3 protein-coding genes are annotated in these 2851 nt (G+C 68.5%); all 3 read right to left on the bottom strand.

What is annotated here, in order from left to right; all coding sequences use genetic code 11:
* The coding region (locus tag Mrose_RS18135; protein ID WP_119280624.1) for a menaquinone biosynthesis decarboxylase at window positions 1-1420 on the bottom strand (1420 nt) is incomplete at its 3' end.
* Between the two features lie 63 nt (window positions 1421-1483).
* Entirely contained in the window at window positions 1484-1813 is a 330-nt protein-coding gene (locus Mrose_RS18130) for a YraN family protein (protein WP_119280623.1), read from the bottom strand.
* The coding region (locus Mrose_RS18125; RefSeq protein WP_119280622.1) for a PASTA domain-containing protein at window positions 1810-2851 on the bottom strand (1042 nt) is incomplete at its 5' end. The genes Mrose_RS18130 and Mrose_RS18125, both read right to left, overlap by 4 nt.

Below are 2851 nucleotides of genomic sequence, written 5' to 3'. Positions count from 1 at the left end.
TGGGGAGGGTGGGGAGGGTGGGGTGGACCCTGGGAGTGAAGGGCACCTCCCCGCCCTCCTCGGGCAGCTTGCGGGTGCCGTCGAGGATGAGCTTGCCGCCGTAGCCCATGGAGCGGCTCGAGTGGTCCAGCACATCGATGGGGCCGCGCGAGATGAGCGTGTCGCGGCCCGGAACGGCGTGTTTTAGGGCTTCCATGAGTGCTTCAAAGCCGGGCTTGAGCTTCGCGCCCGCGTCGAGCACGACCATCACCTTGGCAAACATCATCTGTCCCAGGCCGAACATGCCGTTGGCGACTTTATAAGCCTGGCCGGGATAGGCTTTTTTGATCGCCACGTTGACCCAGTTGTGGGCCACGCCCGCCGGGGGCATGTGGTAGTCGGCGACCTCGGGCAGGATGAGCTGGGCGGCGGGCAGAAACAGCCGCTCGGAGGCTTCGATCAAGTAGGCGTCCTCCATCGGGGGGCGGCCCACGATGGTCGCGGGGTAGACCGCACCCTTGCGGTGGGTGATGGCGGTGACGTGGAAGCGGGGGTAGAGGTCTTCGAGGGTGTAGAAGCCGGTGTGGTCGCCGAAGGGCCCCTCCACCACCAGTTCCTCGGCGGGATCGACGTAGCCCTCGAGCACGAACTCAGCCTCGGCGGGCACGGGGAGGTCTACGGTGACGCCTTTAGCCAGTTCGACGCCCGCCCCGCGCAGGAAGCCGGCCAGGTTGAACTCGTTGACGCCGGGAATAGGGGGCACCGGAGCGGTGGCCGTGTAGGTCAGGATGGGGTCGCCACCCAGGGCCACGGCCACCTCGAGGCGCTTACCCAGCTTCTTGGCCTTGTCGTAGTGTCGGCGGCCCACCTTGTGGAGTTGCCAGTGCATGGCGGTGCTCCTGCTATCGAGCACCTGCATGCGGTACATGCCCAGGTTGAGCTCGCCCGTCTCGGGGTCTTTGGTGATGACCAGCGGCAGCGTGATGAAGGGGCCGCCGTCGAGGGGCCAGCACTTGAGCACCGGCAGGCGCGAGAGGTCTACCGCTTCGCCCTTGAGCACTACCTCCTGCACGGGAGCACGGAAGACCCGCCGCGGGAAGAAGCCCCGGAGCTCGCCCAGCTTGGGCAGCAGAGCGAATACGGCCTTGAGCCCGCCCTTACCGGGGCCCAGGTCCATTAGCCGGGCGACGCGTTCGCCCAGGGCATCCAGGTTGGGCACGCCCATGGCCCACGCGGTGCGCTCAGCCGTGCCATACCCGCCGATGAACACGGGGAAGTCGCGGCCTTTCACTCGCTCGAATAGGAGGGCCGGGCCGCCCATCTTGACCATGCGGTCGGCGATCTCGGTGATCTCGAGCTCGCAGGAAACCTCCTCGCGCACCCGCAAGAGCTCGCCGCGGCGCTCGAGGTCGTCGATGAAGGCTTTGAGGTTGCGATACATCCGCCCCAGGTTATCGCCTGGGGGCAGGGACGAATGTAGGGGCGCGAGTGTTTGTGCGAGAGCTCAGAACTCCAGTGGCAAGTGCTCGAGGCGGAATTGGCGGGGAGTGCCGTAGACGAGCACCGCCTCGAAGCGCACCGGCAGGTCGTCGCGGCGCAGCAGGTAGAGCGCCGAGCGGCGGATGCGCTCGAGCTTGCCCGGAGTGATGGCCTCCAGCGGGGTGCCGAATTGCTGGTCGCGGCGCTGCTTGACCTCGACGGCCACGTAGGTTTCGCCGTCTTTCATCCACAGGTCGATCTCGCCATAGGGCGTGCGCCGGTTGTGCTCGAGCAAGGTGTAGCCCCTGGCCAGCAGGTACTTGCGGGCGATGGCTTCGGCCCAGGCGCCCTTCATGGTTGGGGCGGGTCGGTGAATTCCTGGTAGAGCTGGCCGTTGACGAACCAGCGCACCGTGGCCCGCCCCTGCACCGGCACCCCGCCGGGGGGCTCGAACTTCCAGCCGGGGGCCGTGGGGCCCTCGAAGATCACCACCGGCTCGAGCCGGGCTTCGTCCTGGAGGGTGATGCGCACCTCAGAGCCCTCGAGTTCGGGCGGCAGGGTCAGGCTGAGCTGGAGGTTGCGCACGGCAGGCTGCCCGGTCCCACTGGGCTGAAGTAGCTCGGGCACGCCCTGGGCGAAGGGCGGGCCATCGGGCACCGTGGCTTCGGGCTGGCTGCTGACGTACACGTTCACGCCAGCCCCCCTGGGCAGCAGCGTCCCCGCCGCGGGCTCCTGTCGCACCACCTGACCCTGGGGCGCCCCGCTGACGACCGAGCGGAAGTTGGCCTTGAGCTCGGCCACGTCCAGCAGGTACTTCGCGTCGTCCTGGCTCAGACCCACCAAGTCGGGCAGCACCGTCTCGGGACGAGGGGAGCCGGGACCGGCGGAAACCAGCAACCCAACCGGCTTCCCCGCTGCGAGGGCGCTCCCCGCGGCAGGGCGGCTGGTCAGCACGGTGCCCTCCAGGGCAGGCGCGTTTATCCTGACGACGCTACCCAGAGCGTAACCTGCTTCCTGCAAAGCCTTCCGCGCGTCCTCGAGAGAGCGACCGGAGAGGGTGGGCACGGTGCCGCGCTTGTGCTTGTTGATGGTCAGGGCCAGCTTGCGCCCCGGCTTGACCTGGCTGCCGGGCTCGGGGGTCTGCTCGAGCACGGTGTCCTCGGGGCGGGTGAGGTCGCTGCCCTCGGCGAACTCGAGCCTCAACCCCCAGCCGCGCACGGTCTCGAGCACCTCGGTGGCGGTCTTGCCGCTGAAGTCGGGGAGGGTGTACTCGGGCGGGTTGAGGTAACGCTGCACCGCCATGGCCAGGCTGCCCACCCCCAAGAGCAGGAAGACCAGGCCCGGCAGCCAGCCCCAAAGGCCCGGCTTGGGCAGCGGAGGGCGGGCTTTGGGC

Origin of the sequence: Calidithermus roseus, from assembly GCF_003574095.1 — a bacterium.
GTDB classification, from domain to species: Bacteria; Deinococcota; Deinococci; order Deinococcales; family Thermaceae; genus Calidithermus; species Calidithermus roseus.
Note: the sequence above shows the minus strand (reverse complement) of the source record. Positions and strands in the feature narration are given on the sequence as shown.